This is a genomic window from Neptuniibacter pectenicola (assembly GCF_001597735.1).
Taxonomy (GTDB): Bacteria; Pseudomonadota; Gammaproteobacteria; order Pseudomonadales; family Balneatricaceae; genus Neptuniibacter; species Neptuniibacter pectenicola.
Genome location: NZ_LUTS01000002.1, coordinates 213,536 through 229,613, shown reverse-complemented (window position 1 = coordinate 229,613; position 16,078 = coordinate 213,536). Strand labels below are relative to the sequence as shown.

General features: G+C 45.6%; 18 protein-coding genes. 9 read left to right on the top strand and 9 right to left on the bottom strand.

Annotation, left to right across the window (positions count from 1 at the left end; all coding sequences use genetic code 11):
• Nucleotides 1-10: 10 nt before the first annotated feature.
• Both A3773_RS03635 and A3773_RS03630 read right to left on the bottom strand, forming a co-directional pair.
• Nucleotides 11-604 carry a LemA family protein gene (locus A3773_RS03635; RefSeq protein WP_067983189.1) on the bottom strand — a complete coding sequence of 198 codons (594 nt, stop codon included), beginning with the start codon at nucleotides 602-604 and terminating at the stop codon, nucleotides 11-13.
• Between the two features lie 223 nt (nucleotides 605-827).
• Nucleotides 828-1,031, bottom strand: coding sequence for a 2-hydroxymuconate tautomerase family protein (locus A3773_RS03630; protein ID WP_067862089.1), 204 nt, complete (start codon nucleotides 1,029-1,031; stop codon nucleotides 828-830).
• A gap of 212 nt (nucleotides 1,032-1,243) precedes the next feature.
• Between A3773_RS03630 and A3773_RS03625 the strand changes: the two genes are divergently transcribed.
• Nucleotides 1,244-1,882 carry a DsbA family protein gene (locus tag A3773_RS03625; RefSeq protein WP_067983185.1) on the top strand — a complete coding sequence of 213 codons (639 nt, stop codon included), beginning with the start codon at nucleotides 1,244-1,246 and terminating at the stop codon, nucleotides 1,880-1,882.
• Between the two features lie 68 nt (nucleotides 1,883-1,950).
• Here A3773_RS03625 and A3773_RS18505 read toward each other — a convergent pair whose 3' ends face one another.
• The gene (locus A3773_RS18505; RefSeq protein ID WP_067983183.1) at nucleotides 1,951-2,397 is read right to left on the bottom strand and encodes a cold-shock protein; all 447 of its coding nucleotides are present in this window, start codon (nucleotides 2,395-2,397) and stop codon (nucleotides 1,951-1,953) included.
• A gap of 254 nt (nucleotides 2,398-2,651) precedes the next feature.
• On the opposite strand from A3773_RS18505, the gene A3773_RS03615 reads away from it, so the two are divergent.
• Both A3773_RS03615 and plsB read left to right on the top strand, forming a co-directional pair.
• Nucleotides 2,652-2,864, top strand: a complete 213-nt coding sequence (locus A3773_RS03615) for a SlyX family protein (RefSeq protein WP_067983180.1) — start codon at nucleotides 2,652-2,654, stop codon at nucleotides 2,862-2,864.
• 11 nt (nucleotides 2,865-2,875) lie between these two features.
• Nucleotides 2,876-5,218, top strand: coding sequence for a glycerol-3-phosphate 1-O-acyltransferase PlsB (gene plsB, locus A3773_RS03610; protein WP_067983178.1), 2,343 nt, complete (start codon nucleotides 2,876-2,878; stop codon nucleotides 5,216-5,218).
• A gap of 25 nt (nucleotides 5,219-5,243) precedes the next feature.
• On the opposite strand, the gene A3773_RS03605 is transcribed toward plsB, so the two are convergent.
• The 5 genes from A3773_RS03605 to mpl all read right to left on the bottom strand — a co-directional run bounded on the left by A3773_RS03605 (nucleotide 5,244) and on the right by mpl (nucleotide 9,705).
• Entirely contained in the window at nucleotides 5,244-6,059 is an 816-nt protein-coding gene (locus A3773_RS03605) for a class I SAM-dependent methyltransferase (RefSeq protein ID WP_067983176.1), read from the bottom strand.
• Nucleotides 6,060-6,086: 27 nt separating this feature from the next.
• Nucleotides 6,087-6,890 carry an undecaprenyl-diphosphate phosphatase gene (locus A3773_RS03600; protein WP_067983175.1) on the bottom strand — a complete coding sequence of 268 codons (804 nt, stop codon included), beginning with the start codon at nucleotides 6,888-6,890 and terminating at the stop codon, nucleotides 6,087-6,089.
• Nucleotides 6,891-7,574, bottom strand: a complete 684-nt coding sequence (gene tsaB, locus A3773_RS03595) for a tRNA (adenosine(37)-N6)-threonylcarbamoyltransferase complex dimerization subunit type 1 TsaB (RefSeq protein ID WP_067983174.1) — start codon at nucleotides 7,572-7,574, stop codon at nucleotides 6,891-6,893.
• Nucleotides 7,575-7,684: 110 nt separating this feature from the next.
• Nucleotides 7,685-8,326, bottom strand: coding sequence for a flavin prenyltransferase UbiX (locus A3773_RS03590; protein WP_067983173.1), 642 nt, complete (start codon nucleotides 8,324-8,326; stop codon nucleotides 7,685-7,687).
• Nucleotides 8,327-8,328: 2 nt separating this feature from the next.
• Nucleotides 8,329-9,705 (bottom strand): UDP-N-acetylmuramate:L-alanyl-gamma-D-glutamyl-meso-diaminopimelate ligase, encoded by a 1,377-nt coding sequence (mpl, locus tag A3773_RS03585; protein ID WP_067983547.1) that lies wholly within the window; start codon nucleotides 9,703-9,705, stop codon nucleotides 8,329-8,331.
• A gap of 224 nt (nucleotides 9,706-9,929) precedes the next feature.
• Between mpl and A3773_RS03580 the strand changes: the two genes are divergently transcribed.
• The 3 genes from A3773_RS03580 to A3773_RS03570 all read left to right on the top strand — a co-directional run bounded on the left by A3773_RS03580 (nucleotide 9,930) and on the right by A3773_RS03570 (nucleotide 12,236).
• A complete protein-coding gene (locus tag A3773_RS03580; protein ID WP_067983172.1) occupies nucleotides 9,930-10,931 on the top strand; it encodes a class 1 fructose-bisphosphatase in 1,002 nt (333 codons plus the stop codon).
• Nucleotides 10,932-11,033: 102 nt separating this feature from the next.
• The gene (gene ppa, locus A3773_RS03575) at nucleotides 11,034-11,567 is read left to right on the top strand and encodes an inorganic diphosphatase (RefSeq protein WP_067983170.1); all 534 of its coding nucleotides are present in this window, start codon (nucleotides 11,034-11,036) and stop codon (nucleotides 11,565-11,567) included.
• 213 nt (nucleotides 11,568-11,780) lie between these two features.
• Nucleotides 11,781-12,236, top strand: a complete 456-nt coding sequence (locus tag A3773_RS03570) for a hypothetical protein (protein ID WP_156473430.1) — start codon at nucleotides 11,781-11,783, stop codon at nucleotides 12,234-12,236.
• A 361-nt stretch (nucleotides 12,237-12,597) separates the two neighbouring features.
• Here the strand turns inward: A3773_RS03570 and A3773_RS03565 are convergent, their stop codons facing one another.
• The gene (locus A3773_RS03565) at nucleotides 12,598-13,374 is read right to left on the bottom strand and encodes a ParA family protein (RefSeq protein WP_067983167.1); all 777 of its coding nucleotides are present in this window, start codon (nucleotides 13,372-13,374) and stop codon (nucleotides 12,598-12,600) included.
• Nucleotides 13,375-13,685: 311 nt separating this feature from the next.
• On the opposite strand from A3773_RS03565, the gene aroQ reads away from it, so the two are divergent.
• The 3 genes from aroQ to accC are packed head-to-tail and all read left to right on the top strand — an operon-like array spanning nucleotide 13,686 to nucleotide 16,002.
• A complete protein-coding gene (gene aroQ, locus A3773_RS03560; RefSeq protein ID WP_067983165.1) occupies nucleotides 13,686-14,123 on the top strand; it encodes a type II 3-dehydroquinate dehydratase in 438 nt (145 codons plus the stop codon).
• 39 nt (nucleotides 14,124-14,162) lie between these two features.
• Entirely contained in the window at nucleotides 14,163-14,630 is a 468-nt protein-coding gene (gene accB / locus A3773_RS03555) for an acetyl-CoA carboxylase biotin carboxyl carrier protein (RefSeq protein ID WP_067983163.1), read from the top strand.
• Between the two features lie 31 nt (nucleotides 14,631-14,661).
• Complete coding sequence (accC, locus tag A3773_RS03550; RefSeq protein WP_067983161.1) at nucleotides 14,662-16,002, top strand: acetyl-CoA carboxylase biotin carboxylase subunit; 1,341 nt, start codon at nucleotides 14,662-14,664, stop codon at nucleotides 16,000-16,002.
• The last annotated feature ends 76 nt before the right edge of the window (nucleotides 16,003-16,078 follow it).

Genomic DNA, 16,078 nt, shown 5'->3' with positions numbered 1-16,078 from the left:
CCTTGGCCGCTTAAAAACTCACTTTAGGCGCTGCTTGAATCTCAGCACTGTCTTCAAACTCTAGTAAGGTGGCATCTTTTGGATGACCAAACATAGACGCGAAGAAAACGGGTGGGAACGACTGACGATAAATGTTGTAAGCGGTAACCGCATCATTAAAGGCTTGACGGGAAAAGGCAACGCGGTTCTCTGTGGTCGTTAATTCTTCCGTCAGCTGCATCATGTTTTCACTTGCCTTAAGGTCAGGATAGTCCTCCATTACTATATTCATACGCCCCAAGGCGCTCTGTAGTGCATTTTCAGCCCCTGATAGCTGCTGTATAGCATCATCGGTTAGCGTGGCAGCAGCCCCCTTTAAAAGCGCTGAGGCTTCATTACGGGCGTTAATAACCGCTTCTAACGTTTCACGCTCATGGGCCATATAGCCTTTGGCCGTCTCAACCAAATTTGGTATTAAGTCATAACGACGTTTCAGCTGCACCTCTATCTGCGAAAATGCATTTTGATGTCTATTTTTAAGCGTAACCAGCTGGTTGTAGATACTCACTACATAAAAAACAGCACCTAGCACTATGACCAAAAAGACAATCGTACCTACTTCCATCATTCAGCTCCTTTGTTATGGGGTCGTATAAGCATTTGACTATAAATCAGAATAGACAGGGAAGAAACCTACTTATGCGTCAGGTTTAACAGAATGAATGGCGTTTAATTACCCTCTTTTTTACCCATAAAAGAACGAACCGCTTGCAGCCACAGCCCTTCATGCCGTTATGCTAATAAATACAGCTAATTCGGCACAATGAAGGGACCGATCACTCTCGGGTTTATTTACCTTGTTTACGTCTTTCGGTAATCACTTCCCCACCGACACCCCAGTTATCAGTATTCACTTCATCGATCACGACAACCGTGGTCGCTGGGTTTTTATTTAACACATCCACAAGCAGCTGAGTCGCGCCCTCAATTAGTTGCTTCTTCTGCTCAGCGGTCACGGCTTCGTCGGTGATTTTAATGTTTACATAAGGCATTATTGCGCTCCTCAAATCAGTTAATAACGTAAAAAAGCAGCTTATCTTGCCGCTTGTTGTAACACTAGAAAATTATAAAGAAGCGTCTATTCTCTTTTATAGAACAGTCGAGCAAAGGGCTATCGATAAATCAGCCGCCCCCCAAAAAATAAAATGAACGAACCCGATTACATGGGGTCAATCAAGCCATCACTTATGTAAAGTAGCTAACAATGACACGCCCAAAAATAGACACCCCTCGCTTTATTTATGTACTAGATCCCATGTGTAGCTGGTGCTGGGCCTTTAGCGCGGCCGTAGATACATTAAAACAACATTATGCATTTCCATGGACCCTGCTGATGGGAGGTCTCGCCCCCGATAGTGACGAGCCTATGGATAAAGCGATGCAGCAAAAACTACAAGCGATATGGCAACATATTGAGCAGCAAACAGGCACCCCTTTTAACTACGATTTTTGGTCGAATAACACACCAAGACGCAGCACCTACCTCAGCTGTCGAGCCGTCATTAGTGCGGAAACGTTAGCGCCAGAGCGCGGTTTCGACATGGTTCGTTTAATACAAAAAGCCTATTACCACGACGCAAAAAATCCTTCAGACCTCGATACGTTGGTGCAATTAGCACAACAGATGGGTTTAGACACGTCGCTCTTTACGAGCCTGATCAACAGCCCTGATACCCGGTCGAAGCTAGAAGCGCAAATCAGCGAAGCGCACAGGTTAGGCGCACAAGGTTTCCCCAGTCTATTTATTGAGACCGAAAGCGGGCTACATGCATTAAGTTATGGTTACACTGATGTAGAAAAACTGACACAGCGCGTAGAGGCTGCACTGCAAAGAAAGGAATAGGCGAGTTAAAACGTGGGCAAAAAAAACGGCGAGACTGAATCAATCAGCCTCGCCGCTCGTATTACAAGCTAGTCACGAACGACTGAAACGTCCTCAGCCTGTAACCCTTTATCGCTTTCACGTACGTGGAAACGTACTTTTTGGCCTTCCGCTAACGAACGGTGACCACGACCACGGATATTACGAAAATGAACAAAGACATCATCATCTTCACCGCGGGTAATGAAACCAAAACCTTTAGACACATTAAACCACTTTACTGTGCCCTGTTCACGATCATCATTCTCATCAATATACTCTTCTTCAGCACCGTTAAATGCCGAAGCCCCAGATTGAGTATTGTTACCAAGTGCAGCAAAGAAAGACGCAGCAAATGTCACAACGAACACAACTGCTAATGCAGCAATATTAGATAACTCAACTTCTATACCAGCTACCGAACCCAACAAAACAGGCACCAAAACAGCGGCGATAGCACTCACAATCAGACTACGAATCAACTGATTAACCCTCATTTATTATATTGTCATTTATCACATTAAAAGCACTTAACATTGGTAGTATAAATAATTATTTCTACCTGCTAAAGATGTATAGCTAATTTTGTGATTTTATTCAATAGCTTATGCAAATAAAGCGAATAAAATTCAAACGGCGTTTAATCTCAAGGCCTGATAAACTATGCTAAGAGACTAACGAATCAAGACCTATAAGCCTTATTAGATCGAACACGGTAACATTTAGTCATTTTTAAACAACGGAAACAGTCATGACAGAGCAGGAACGTATTGATGAACTGGAAACGCGCGTTGCTTTCCAAGAAGATACGCTAGATAAACTTAACAGTATTGTTTCTACTCAAGAGTTAGAAATACTCAAGTTGACCCGAATGATGAAAATCTTCAGCCAACAGGTAAAAAGCATAACCCTTGATCTACCTGCAAATAGACCTGAGGATGAGCCACCTCCTCCCCATTACTAAGGTAAGCGCACATGATCCCATTGCTCGAACGCGGCATACACGCCTTAGGCGGCCTCTTTATCAAGTTAGTCACGCGCCCGAAGCTAGTTAACCCGCAACTGCTGTTGCCACAACAGTCAGCGTCAGATCATGTGTATTACATACTGGAATCAAACAGGCTCAGTCATAAGCTTTTACTAAAAAACCTACTCCGTAAGCAGCAGCGTCACATCAAAGATGAGCAGATTCTGTTTGCCGATTCCAAAGGTCAAGCTCCCTTACGCGAAGCTTTAACTGATCTGGTCAATGCACAAAAAAGCAACGACAAACTCAACACACTGATTATACCTATTGCCATTTTCCATGGCCGCCTACCGAACAGAGAGAAATCTTGGTTCAACCTTTTGTACGCCGAAGCGTGGCATGAAGCGGGCCCTATCGGTAGCTTTTTTCAACTACTGATCAACGGCAGACAAACCTTAGTTCGAATAGATGAAGCACTCGCACTTAAACAACTGATTAATAAAAACGAAGACAGCGAAGCCACCGCCCGAAAAACAGCACGGGTACTGCGCACCCATTTCAGCATTACTCGCCGCTCAATTATTGGACCCGACCTCTCACATCGACGCACCTTAATTAACTTGGTCATCAAAAACCCATCCGTACAGCAAGCTATTGACCAACAAGCAAAGGAACGGGGCACCAGTCGGCACCGTATCGAACGTCATTGCGTGCGCACGCTCGATAATATAGCCGCGGATTTCAGCCCCATTACAACGCGCATACTCGACCCTCTTTTAAACTGGGTTTGGGGCCGTTTGTACCGAAAAGTCAGAATTGCCAATATTGACCGCGTACAAGAGATCGCTAAAACCCACCAGCTGATCTACTTACCCTGTCATCGCAGCCACATGGACTACCTGCTGTTATCTTGGGTGCTCTATCGCCACGGTTTAATGATCCCCCATGTTGCCGCGGGCGAAAACCTAAACATTCCAATCATAGGGCCTATTCTAAAACGTGGAGGTGCCATTTTTATGCGCCGACAGTTCCACGGAGACCCTCTCTATAGCTGTCTCTATAAAACCTATTTAGAACAGATGACCCATCGTGGCCATTCATTGGAATATTTCATTGAAGGGGGGCGTAGCCGAACAGGTCGCTTACTCGCGGCGAAAACAGGGCTACTATCCATGAGCATCGAGTCTTATCGTGACAACCCTCAAAAGCCCGTCGCGCTGATCCCAGTTTGGGTTGGTTATGACCGACTGGTCGAAAGTAAAAGCTACCAAAAAGAGCTTTCGGGCGAGAAAAAACAGCAGGAGTCGATCTCCACGTTGCTCGCCACCAGCAAAATACTCAGCCAACAGTTTGGCAACACTCTACTAAGCTTTGGCGAACCATTGCTGCTAGAAGAGCACACCCACTGTGAGAACCCTGCCAAAGACGATGTAAAACAGATTGCCGCTAAAGTCATGCGTAGCATCAACCAAGCGGCAGAGGTTACGCAGAGCAGTTTACTGGCTACCTGTTTGCTGGGAGGCAGTCCATCACAATCGGTCGCGGAGCTCAGCGATAAAAGTACGCGCCTACTTAATCTGCTAAAAACACTGCATCCTGAGTTGCAACTAATACCCGAAGGAAAACCTTCCGATTGGATCAATGAAGCCGCAAAAATGGGGCAGATTGATCAAAAACTCAATCTAATTAAGATCAACCAACACCAAGCCCAAGAGCTTTGTTTCTATCGAAATAATATCCAGCACATACTGATCTTACCCAGCATGTACCTGCTCCTCGCCCACAGGCTAGAGAGCGGCAAAGCCCTAAGCATTAACCGCACCATTAAAATGATCTACCCTTTTATTCAAGCGGAGCTTTTCTTGCAATGGGAACTATCGGATCTTACCGACCTTCTAAAACAGATACGGACCGTACTGGTTGAACAAAATCTGTTAGAAAGCAATGCCGAGGGTGGCTGGAAAACCACATCAAACCCGCTGGTCAACACCCTGATTCTGACAGCTGAGCCGATACTGTTACGTTACTATATTGTGTTACGCACCTTGGCGCGCTACAACGAAATAAGCGCAGAAGACCTGATAGAAAGCAGCCAAAAAATAGCGGAACTGATCCACAAAGAATATGGTTACAGCACACCTGAATACAAAGATAAGCGAGTGCTCGAATCGTTTATTGAGCAACTACACGCACTGGACTTTTTAACCAAAGTGGATGGGCGCTTAAGCAGTAACTTTGATACAAGTGCACTCTTTACCCAAGCGAAGAAGATTTTAAAACCCCATATGATTTCACTCGTAGACGCAAAGCTTGGCAACAACAGTAACAGTCCGCCACTACCGAAGATCTAAAGCACGAAGGGAGATAACTGACAGGTTATAGTTTTTTTAACGGGTAAATATCATAACGGCTAGATTTTCCCTCAAACTGAAGAGAGGGTTTACGACCAGCAAGAAAAGGTGCCTTTCGTGGGCGCTTAACAACGACTCGATTGTCAGCAATAGCCAAAGCGGCATCCAACAACTGGTCAGCGTCAAGGTCATCCCCCACAACAGGTCTAAAGCTACGCATCTCTTTTTTAACTAATGCGCTTTTTTCGCTATGGGGAAACATGGGATCGAGATACACAACCTGATAGCGCACCCCTTGATCGGCCTGTGTCTGCATCCACTCAATACTATTGGCATGATGAAGCCTCATGCGCTGAATAATATCGCTAACCTCCGGCGAATTCGCTGCACGCAACAACCCATCTTCAAGCAATAGATGGATAATAGGCGAACGCTCTAGCAGGGTCATTTCACAACCTAAGGTCGCCAAGACAAAGGCATCTTTACCTAATCCCGCCGTTGCATCTAATATCTGAGGCTTAACGCCGCCCTTAATACCAACCGCTTTCGCGATCATTTGACCTTTACCACCGCCAAATTGACGGCGATGAGCAACCGCACCTGACACAAAATCAGCGTAGGTCGCACCGGGTGCTTTTTTACCTGTGGGCTGCAATCGAATACCCGATTCAGCCACTTGTAACAGTAGGTCGAACCCCACCTCTGCTGACATTTCGACTAAAGGCAGTTTAAGCTGGGCAGCCAACTGTTCCGCTTGCGAACAGGAGGAGTCATCCAACGCAGTAACCGCAATAACACCCTCACTATATACGGCACCACCAGAAAGGTCAGATACAGACATATAAACCCACTATTCCAAACAAAGAGATTAACGCCCCATAAACCAAACAGCCAACAGGAACACCCCCAAGACCATACGGTAGATAACGAAGGGCTGCATGCCGATACGGTCTAACCATTTAAGGAAAAAGTGGATACAGCTAAAGGCACTAATGCCCGCTATTACGGTTCCCAATAGCACCATCAACCAAGGTGCACTTTCGCCTTGCGCATAAAGGTCCAAACCTTTAATCAACCCCGCCCCTAGAATAACGGGGATCGAGAGAAGAAAAGAAAAGCGGGCGGCAGCCTGACGCTCAAACCCCAACATCAAGGCTGTCGAAATAGTGATACCGCTGCGTGACGTCCCAGGAATTAACGCCAACGCCTGCGAACACCCTATATAAAGGGCATCCTTAACCGTCAACGTACTCAACTGACGGGTTTCAACTCGAAACAGATCCGCCCAACACAACACCGCACCAAATACCAACGTAGTACCCGCAATGACTAAAATAGAACGCAGGTTATGGTCAATAAAATCATTTAATAACAAGCCAACAATCAGCGCAGGAAAGGTGGCCAATATAGTTAACCAAGCTAAGTTTGCATCCTCACTACGACCACCGCTACAACTTGTGCACCACGCACAAAACATAGAGCTCAAGTCCTTGCGAAAATAAGCAACCACCGCCAACAAGGTACCCACATGCACACCCACATCAAAAGCCAACCCCTGATCGGGCCAGCCTAAAAGCTGCGAAGGCAAAATAAGATGAGCGGAGCTGCTGATCGGTAAAAATTCCGTCAATCCTTGAAGTAAGGCCAGTATAACGACCTGAAAGAGTTCCATTTATTGCTGATCCTTCTTTTTCCATGCGACTTGGTCGCGGAGATAAACTGGCAGGGCTAGCTCGGGTGAGACGCCCTTCCCTTGCGCCCACGCGTCGAGCGCAAGTACAAGCATACTTTTTGATGATGGATAATATGTTTCAGTGCTCAATTGAACCGCACGTTTAACTGACTCAGGCATCGCTTCAAAATAACGCCACCCACTCCCCACAGCGAGATACCCTTCAGCATCAACCGCAAACGTACTGGGTGCCGCAACTTGTTCGCGCAACTCCATCACAGGCAGCCCATTTTCGATACGGTAACTCGCCACATAGATCTCATCCATACGCGCATCTAACGCAGCCACAATGTTGTCCGCACCTTCAGCCTTTGCCGCCGATACAGCTAGCGACTCTAAGGTAGAGATAGGTAGAACAGGCAGATCTGCCCCATAGGCGAGACCTTGCGCAACCCCTGTTGCTATGCGAATACCCGCAAAAGACCCTGGCCCACGACCAAAAGCGATTGCATCTAACGCGGATATAGCAATGCCCGCATCCGCCAATATCGCTTCAATCATAGGTAAAAGCTGCTGAGTATGTTGACGAGGAATGATTCTAAAATCTTCTTTAATTTCGCCGTTACAACTCAGGGCTACAGAGCAAGCATCGGTGGACGTATCAAGTGCTAGAATGTTTGACATTAAATTGAATCACTTAAAATAAGAACAGGGTAGACATGCAAATATAAAAACTTGCGCGAATTCTACTCCGGTGAAGCGCCAATTTCATCTATGGTGACGCTCCCCCTTTGTTAAATTAAATCCTCGCCCCATTTAGGCAGTAGGTTTTGCTCAATATTAAGCTGATTCAAAATCCGTGCGACCACAAAATCAACCATATCTTCGATCGTTGTCGGGCGATTATAAAAACCGGGACTCGCAGGAATAATCACAACACCCATGCGTGTCAGCTTTAACATATGCTCTAAATGGATCTCGGAGTAAGGGGCTTCCCTTGGAACCAGAATCAATTGACGGCGCTCTTTCAGTGCCACATCGGCCGCACGCTCAATCAAATTATTACTCGCGCCCGTCGCAATCGAGGAGAGTGACCCCGTGCTGCAAGGACAGACAACCATTTTGCTCGGTGCCCCCGAGCCGGAAGCAACCGGAGCCATCCATTGCTCACGACCAAACACGGTTAACTGGTTTGGCTTCGCATCATACAGCTGGCTTAAATATGAGGTTTGTTCTGACGGTGTACCCGGCAATTTTAGGTCCGTCTCTGTACTGATGACCACTTGCGCCGCACGCGAGATCATAACAAACACGTGTTTATCGGCAGCCAATAAACACTGAAGTAGACGTAATCCATATTGAGCGCCTGAGGCGCCCGTTATAGCGACGGTAATAGTCTCTTGCGTATCCGCTCCCGCTGCCTTTAGATTTGCCATGATTACTGCCCCTTTAGCGCGGCTAATAAGCGCTGATGAATACCCTCAAAACCACCATTACTCATAATGACCACGTGACACCCTGGCTCTACCGCTTTGACCAGATCATTGATCAGCAGATCCGTATTTGAATAGACCGTAGATGGCACAGAGCTTTGTGCAGCAATACTATCCAAGGACCAGTCCATACCTTGTGGCTGAAACCAATAAACCGCATCCGCATTGGTAATAGATTCAGCCAGTAACGCTTGATGCGTACCTAAACGCATCGTATTTGAGCGCGGCTCAATCACCGCAATCACCTTGGCGTGTCCAACCTGCGCCCGCACCCCTTGCAGAGTGGTTTCAATGGCGGTGGGATGATGGGCAAAATCGTCATAGACTTTAACCCCATCAACCTCGCCTAACAGCTCCATTCTCCGCTTAACCCCAGCAAAGCAATTCAACGCCTCAATCGCATAACAGGGCTGAACGCCAACATTTCTCGCCGCAGCAATGGCCGCTAAACCATTACTCACACTGTGTTGACCTGTCATGCCCCATGAGACAACACCAACCACCTCTCCCTGATGCAACACTTCAAACTGCGTGCCATCATCCGTCAGCAAGCGAGCTTGCCACTCCACACTAGACGACTGTGAATCAGTACTGATAGCGGTTTGAGCCACCTCGGTCCATACCCCCATATCAACCACCTTTTGTAGTGCAGCTTCCTTTTGAGGAAAAATAACCTGGCCATTACTAGGCACAATTCTGACTAAATGATGGAACTGGGTTTGAATAGCGGCAAGGTTAGGAAAGATATCCGCATGATCGTACTCAAGATTATTCATCACCAAGGTACGGGGGTGATAGTGTACAAACTTAGAGCGCTTATCAAAAAAAGCGGTGTCATACTCATCGGCTTCAATGACAAAAAAAGGCGAGTCACTCAAGCGCGCAGATACGCCAAAATCTAAAGGCACACCACCAATTAAAAAGCCCGGCTTCATGCCCGCTTGATCTAATATCCACGCCAGCATGGTCGACGTGGTCGTTTTACCATGCGTACCTGCAACCGCTAAAACCCACTTATCTTTAAGCAAATGCTCTGAAAGCCACTGAGGCCCAGAGGTATAGTTAAGCCCTTTATCCAACATATACTCTATCGCAGGATTGCCTCGCGACATTGCATTACCCACCACAATCAAATCAGGTTCAGGAGTGAACTGGGCAGGATCAAAGCCTTGAATTAATTCAATACCTTGCGATTCAAGCTGTGTACTCATCGGTGGGTACACATTTTGATCCGACCCTGTCACTTTATGCCCCAACTGTTTGGCTAAAATTGCCAACGATCCCATAAAGGTCCCGCAGATGCCTAAAATGTGAATATGCAACGTCCAAACTCCGGCTAATAAATAATAAAAAATGAGCAAATATATCGGTCTATCATAACAGTTTTGCGGGCGCGGTAACTTGTCCACCAAACATTATCCGCGATCCAGCGGAAAATCTTATAATAAAGCGCCTAAAATGCGCCACAAACAATGCATTTCCTCTAAGTTTCACGTAAAATTCTCGCCCAACTTTTCAACTATTCTATCTGCGAGATAATACGAGAATGCTGCTCCTGAGCCAGTTCCTGAAACAACAGGAAACCGAAGACAAATTAGTCGATTTGATTGGCACGTTAATGCTTGCCTGTAAAGAGGTTGCCATCCAACTTCGTGAAGGCGAATTAGCCGGGGTTCTAGGATCAACGGATAACACTAACGTTCAGGGTGAAACCCAGAAAAAAATGGACGTTATAGCAAATGATCTGCTTAAAAAGTTTTTACTCGACAACGCGCTCGTGGCGGGTATTGCCTCTGAAGAGGAAGATCACCCCGTTGGCGGTAACCCGAACGGTAAATACCTTGTCATCTTCGACCCGTTAGATGGCTCGTCCAATATCGACATCAATGTTTCAGTAGGCACCATCTTCTCAGTACTCGAGATTGAAGAAGGCATGGACCCAACAAAAGATGAAGCATACCTGCAATGCGGTCGTAAGCAAGTTGCCGCAGGTTATGTACTTTACGGTCAATCATCTATCTTATCCCTATCAACCGGTCACGGCGTAAACTTCTTCACATTGGCCCATACAGGCGACTTCATCCTTACCCGCCAACAGGTCACCATTCCTAAAGAAACCAATGAGTTTGCCATCAACATGTCAAACCACCGTTTCTGGGAAGATGAGATGCGTAACTACATTGGCGACTTACTCCAAGGCGAGGAAGGCGCACGCGGCAAAAACTTCAATATGCGTTGGATCGCCTCCATGGTTGCAGAAGTGCATCGTGTATTAACCCGTGGTGGTATTTTTGCCTACCCATGGGATAGCCGTGATTCCAGCAAACCCGGAAAACTCCGCCTTATGTATGAAGGTAACCCGATGAGTATGCTTATCGAGCAAGCCGGTGGCGTTTCAAGCACATGCTATAAAAATATTCTCGACTTAGAGCCTAAACATATTCACCAACGCTGCTCTGTAGCATTGGGCTCAAGTAAAGAAGTTGAAACCTTGCTCACCTACCATTCTGAATCTAGCGATGGTCGTGCGGCAAAATTAAATACTTAAAACGACCCGTTTCAGCTTTAAGTAGTATTCTAAGCGTCCCATGCTGCGCTTATAATCCGACTTAGATATAACTTTTTTAAAACAGTTTACAGGAAGACAATTATGGGCTTCGCACAAGTACCCGCAGGTAAAGACCTACCGAACGATCTGTACGTTATTATTGAAATTCCGGCAGATAGCTCTCCGGTCAAATATGAGATTGAGAAAGAAGAAGACGCAATCTTCGTTGACCGCTTCATGGCGGCACCAATGTTCTACCCAGCAAACTACGGTTATATCAACAACACGCTTGCTGATGACGGCGATGCTGTAGATGTACTGGTTATGACACCTTACCCCGTTATTGCAGGCTCCGTGATTCGTTGTCGCCCAGTAGGCGTATTAAACATGACTGACGAAGCAGGCGAAGACGCTAAACTTATTGCTGTACCTCACGACAAGCTAACTAAAGCTTACCGTGACGTTAAGGATATCGAAGACCTTCCACAGCTTGAGCTAGACCGTATCAAACACTTCTTCGAAAACTACAAAGGCCTTGAAGAAGGCAAATGGGTTAAAGTTGAAGGCTGGGGCAATGCAGACGCTGCACGCGCCGCTATTGTTGAAGGCGTAAAAGCTTACGAAGCCGCTAAATAATTTAGCCCGCTTCAGTATAAAAAACCTCGCCATGGCGAGGTTTTTTTATGTCTACAACCGTAGCCACACTAGTCAACCACCACACGCCTCCCCAAGAACGCTTAAATCTCACCGTCAATCGTGCTTAATTTTAAGTTACCACTTCACGTATCAGTAAAAATAGATATACTTAGCCTAGCTGTCTCAGGGAAAATATAAAAATAGAGGTGAATAATGACACTTCCCAAACTTTGCATATGCGTTATTAGCCTTTTAATGTCCAGCATGGCCATAGCTGATAAGAATAGTTTATTCGTACAAAACTACCTTAATTCCTTTGCCAGCCGCGATGCTCAAGGCATATTCAATCTCATCAATTGGGAAGGCGTTGATAAAGAATCCCGCCGTTCGCTGCAAAAGTACATTAAATCAAATTTTAAAGGCAAACAGATCCGCCGTATCTACATCGACCCTATTGCTAAAAACACCCCACCCTCCTACGTTCAAGATGGCAAAAAATATGAGCTCAATTTAAAACCATCGGGTCAGCTCAACATTGTCTACATCAATAACAAAGGCAAACGCACAACAAGCACGCTCTTTGTCGGAGAACACCAAGGGAAGTTAAAAATAGGCAGCGCGGTCCCTGCAGCGGAAACACTCGCTTGTAGCGGCGATAAGGGCTGTTAAGAAAGCAATCACCCTGCACCTAAAGAGCAAACGAATATGCTAATAAACTTTAGGTGCAGCGGCATTATTCACACACTTGAGCCTGATTTATCCACAGCTCCAGCCAGCATGAATCAGGCAACAAATAATCACATTTCCTTGAAAAACTTTCTATTGCCCCACTTTATAATCCAATTAGAATCGAATATCCGTACTTTGATTTGGAAGCTCAATGGCTGAAATTATTATACTGGCAGTAAGCATCCCGCTCCTTGTAGTTTGGATACTAAGCCTACGCAAAAATACTGAAGATATCGAAAAGCAAAGCTAAAAAGGCAGACGCCAGATACCCGCCTTACTGCCCTTTTGATAAGTTAGATGATTAGCGTGATAACTCTTCAAACAAATCAATAAACTGAAGCGTTAATTTATGCTTTGGCGCCATATGAATCAGCGGCCGCGTTTCGTCATGTGATTCTTTCATTTTTACCGAGGCCGATATTTTCGCTTCAAGCACGGGAAGGTTGTCATCTAACAACTCTTCAACAATACGCTTTGGCAAGCCCGCACGCGGCTGGTACTGATTTACCACAATTCCCTCAACCTTAAGCTCCCCGTTATGATCCTCACGCGTCTCATGCACATTAGCTAATAAGCTGTACAACGCTTGTCGAGCAAACTCATCACAATCAAATGGAATCAAACAACGTTCCGATGCAACTAATGCGGACAATGAAAAGAAATTAAAGGCGGGCGGCGTATCGATATAAACAGCATCGTACTGCTCTGACAGCGCATCGATAGCATCTTTTAGCTTATAAATTTTATGCTTAGACTCTAACTTAGACTGCAAATCACCTAAGTCTGAGTTAGAGGGCATTACACTTAAATTTTCATATGGCGTTGCATGTATATAATGCTCCGGTCCATTAGGCTTCATTTGAAAGGTCAGCGCCTGCTCAAAAAAGTCCTTAATATCAGGTGTTATATCTTGATAACCTTCACCCAATAAGTAATGACTCGAGTTACATTGAGGATCAAGATCAATCACTAAGGTACGAAGACCTCGCGCCGCACTAATCGCTGCTAAATTCACCGCAATACTCGACTTGCCAACGCCGCCCTTCTGATTGAAAACTACGCGCTTAACTATCGCCATTATTTTTCTCCACCAATCCCACACAAAAAACACTGCTACTGCATTGCAATATCTATAATTATGAAGTGAACGTCAACAATCTTGATGGCAAAAGGGCAAAACCATAGCCAAAAGGATTAATATCAAGAAATTCTTATACACATCTGCAGCAAATATTCATTTTATATTCAGTCTTAGCTTTGATTAAGAAGACATTTTCGGTAAAAAAGCGCTAAAACAGCAAAAACTTGCTAAATTATAGACAAGAGAAAAAGACTACGGCAAACTATAGCGGTTGATTAAGCTGCTCTGTCCATTTTCAGGAATAAACCATGGCAAAAATCCTGTTATTAAACGGCCCAAATTTAAATTTATTGGGCACCCGTGAACCTGAAGTTTACGGTACTGAAACCCTGGACGATATTTGCCAAAAGCTGATACTGCAAGCACAAGATCAAGGCCACGAACTATTACATTGTCAAAGTAATCGAGAATACGTTTTGCTTGAGCGAATACACCAAGCTCAGCAGGAAGCGATTGCTTTTATCATTATTAATCCGGCCGCATTTACGCACACAAGCGTTGCTTTACGCGACGCCTTATTGGGAGTGAACATTCCATTTATTGAAGTTCACTTGTCCAATGTGCATGCCAGAGAAACATTTCGCCACCATTCATTCCTATCGGATGTGGCACAGGGTGTTATCTGTGGCTTTGGCGCCCAAGGATACGAATTTGCTTTGCAGTCTGTCATAAAACAGATTGCTTAAATCACTAATTATTGTTGCTTTAGAGAGACTGAGATCAGAATGGACATTCGCAAAGTCAAAAAACTGATTGAGTTGTTGGAAGAATCCAACATCAACGAAATTGAGATCAAAGAGGGCGAGGAATCCGTGCGCATAAGTCGTGGCGCGGCCCAACAAGTAGTTGCCCCATATCCTACAGCCCCTATGCCTGCACCTGTTGCAGCGGCTCCTGTTGCAGCGGCTCCTGTTGCGGCGGCTCCTGCCGAAGCAGTAAGTGACGCGCCTATCACTGCAGGCCACGTTGTACAGTCACCTATGGTTGGCACATTCTACAGCGCGCCATCACCTAGCTCTCCTGCATTTATCGAAGTAGGTAAAACAGTTAAAGCCGGTGACGTTATCTGTATCGTGGAAGCGATGAAGATGATGAACCAGATTGAAGCGGATAAGAGTGGTGTAATTGAAGCTATTCTTGTCGAGGATGGTCAGCCGGTTGAATACGATCAGCCTCTTGTAACTATCGTTTAAGCCAATAACGCATAAGCAAGGATCACTTTCGATGCTAGATAAAGTAGTCATAGCGAACCGAGGCGAAATTGCGCTTCGTATTCTGCGCGCTTGCAAAGAGTTGGATATCAAAACTGTTGCGATCCACTCTCAAGCAGACAAAGATCTCATGCACGTCCGCTTAGCTGATGAAGCTGTATGCATAGGTCCTGCATCATCAGCAAAAAGCTATCTGAATGTCCCCTCCATCATTGCGGCGGCTGAAGTTACCGATGCAGTTGGTATCCACCCTGGGTATGGATTCTTAGCGGAAAATGCTGATTTTGCTGAACAAGTTGAACGTTCAGGTTTCACATTTATCGGCCCAAGAGCGGAAACTATTCGCTTAATGGGTGATAAGGTTTCAGCCATCGAAGCGATGAAAGAAGCGGGTGTACCTACAGTTCCCGGCTCTGACGGCGCATTAGATAATGATACAGAGCAAACCTATAAAATTGCTGAACGCATTGGCTACCCGGTTATTATCAAAGCGGCAGCCGGTGGTGGCGGACGCGGTATGCGTGTTGTCCATTCCGAAGCATCACTTATTAACTCCATTCACGTGACACAATCCGAGGCCGCTGCGGCATTCGGTGATGACACGGTATATATGGAAAAATATCTCGAGAACCCACGCCACGTAGAAGTACAGGTTCTGGCTGACGGTCAAGGGAATGCGATCCACCTTTATGACCGTGATTGCTCAATGCAACGCCGTCACCAAAAAGTGGTCGAAGAAGCACCCGCACCTCACTTAGACCCAGAGGCTCGCGCACAAGTACTTAAAGCCTGTGTCGATGCTTGCATCAAAATTGGTTACCGTGGCGCAGGTACATTTGAGTTCTTATACGAAAATGGCGGCTTTTACTTTATTGAAATGAACACACGTGTTCAGGTTGAACACCCGGTTACAGAGATGATTACCGGTGTTGATATTGTAAAAGAGCAATTACGTATCGCGTCTGGATTACCGCTTTCCTTTAAACAGGAAGATATAAAAATACAGGGCCATTCGTTTGAGTGCCGTATCAACGCAGAAGATTCTAAAACGTTTCTTCCAAGCCCAGGTACGATCAAGCACTTTCATGCTCCAGGCGGTAACGGCATTCGTGTAGATTCACACATCTACAACGGTTATACCGTTCCGCCTCATTACGATTCACTGATCGCCAAACTTATCAGTTATGGTGAAGATCGTGAGACAGCATTGAAACGTATGACCATTGCGTTAGACGAGATGTTTGTTGACGGAATACGAAGCAATATAGCGCTTCAGCAAGAGATTGTAAGAGACTGTAGATTCCAAGAGGGTGGGGTTAATATCCACTACCTTGAGAAGAAACTCGGCTTATAATCTCCCATGCCAATAAAAAACCCGCTACCAAGCGGGTTTTTTATTGCTCCAGCACAACGTCTAACTATTCATCCAA